Annotated in this window: 2 protein-coding genes; both read right to left on the bottom strand. The window is 42.0% G+C overall.

Going from position 1 to position 1,704, the window contains the following annotated elements; all coding sequences use genetic code 11:
* On the bottom strand, window positions 1–579 hold a 579-nt coding region (locus AC1DPQ_RS26885), incomplete at its 3' end, for an ABC transporter ATP-binding protein (RefSeq protein ID WP_477611449.1).
* The gene (locus AC1DPQ_RS26880) at window positions 579–1,616 is read right to left on the bottom strand and encodes an efflux RND transporter periplasmic adaptor subunit (RefSeq protein WP_477611448.1); all 1,038 of its coding nucleotides are present in this window, start codon (window positions 1,614–1,616) and stop codon (window positions 579–581) included. The genes AC1DPQ_RS26880 and AC1DPQ_RS26885, both read right to left, overlap by 1 nt.
* Window positions 1,617–1,704 lie beyond the last annotated feature (88 nt).

Here is a 1,704-nt window from a genome sequence, read left to right as displayed (position 1 = left end):
ATTCAGTTCCTGCATCAAAGCCATAATCTCATAAGAAGTGCGGGTATCAAGGTTTCCTGTAGCCTCATCGGCCAAAATCATCACAGGGTGATTAACCAGTGCCCTGGCAATGGCTACACGCTGCTGCTGGCCACCAGAAAGCTGACTAGGGGTATGATCAAAACGTTCGGCAAGTTTTACCGATTCGAGCGATTTTATGGCCCTTTCTTTGCGTTCTTCAGCCGTGATGGTTTTATTGTAGAATAAGGGCAGCTCTACATTTTCCAGCGCCGATGTTCTGGGCAACAGGTTATAAGCCTGGAAAACAAAGCCGATCTTGGTATTCCGCAAACCCGCCAGTTCATCGCGATTTAAACCTTTAACATCTACACCATCAAGCAGATAAGTGCCTTCTGTGGGTTTATCTAAACAGCCCAATATATTTAAAAGCGTAGTTTTACCCGAGCCACTGCTGCCCATAATAGTTACAAACTCACCAGCTTTGATATCAAAAGTGATACCTTTCAAAGCCCTAACGGTTTGATCGCCCATTACAAACTCACGTTTTAAATCGTGTATATCTAATATCTTCTGTTCCATTATCTTCTTCTGTTACCGCTTGGGCGTTTTGGCATAAAAGGACTAGATTGGCCTTGTGCTACCGCCTGACTTTTACCCATGCGCTGTGAACCTGTAATGACAACGTCTGCTGCCGCTAACCCGGATAAAACTTCAACATGAGTATTGTCGTTTATACCGGTTTTAATCTTTTTTTGTACCAGTTCTTTTGAATTTTTTTGTACCCAAACATACGCCTCGTCTGCCCCGGCCGGTTTTCTGTTGGGATTAACCCAGGTCATTTGATATTTACCCGCTAAAGTTGAATCTGGAGCAAATTTTATAGCTTTTGTAGGGATAAGCATAGCATTGTTAACTTCTTTGGTGAAGATGGTGATATTTGCTGTCATACCGGGTTTTAACTTATTTGCATCATTTGAAGTATTAATGATGGTTTTATAGGTAACCACATTTGAAGAAATGGATGGACTTAACCTGATTTCTTGTATGGTACCTTTAAAAGTATCGTTTAAAAAGGCGTCAACGGTAAATGTCGCCCTTTCACCTTTTGAGATGTCGCCTACATCTGCCTCATCTACAGAGGCTTCTACCTGCATTTTCGTAAGGTCTTTTGCAATACTGAAGATGGTTGGTGTACTAAAACTCGCCGCCACAGTCGTTCCTTCACTTACACTTCTGGAGAGTACCGTTCCGTCAATTGGAGAATAAATACTGGCCAGTGATAGGTTCTTTTGAGCAGAAGCAAGTTGAGCCTTAATACTGTTAACCGATGCTTTTGAAGCATTGTAAGTATACAACGCGTTGTCGTAATCTGCTTTACTTACTGCGCCAACTTTATACAAATTACTTTGACGGCTGAAATTGCCCTGTTGGTAAACCAATGCACTCTGAGCACTGACTAAGTTGGCCTGATATTGATTTACAGTAGCCTCAAATAAAGTTTTATCAAGTTCGGCCAATAACTGTCCTTTTTTAACCTTCGAGTTAAAATCTGCATACAGCGTTTTGATGGTTCCTGATACCTGGGTGCCTACAGCTACTGTATCAACTGGTTGCACCCCTTTCCCGTGGCCGTAACATTTTCGGAGATATAACCCATTTTAGGTTTTTCGGTTTCGAGAACAACCACCTGTTCTTTTTTGCGCA

The sequence above is a fragment of the Pedobacter sp. 01T416_2 genome (assembly GCF_056398925.1).
The sequence above is the reverse complement of the archived record's forward strand: the minus strand, read 5'-3'. Positions and strand labels throughout refer to the sequence as shown.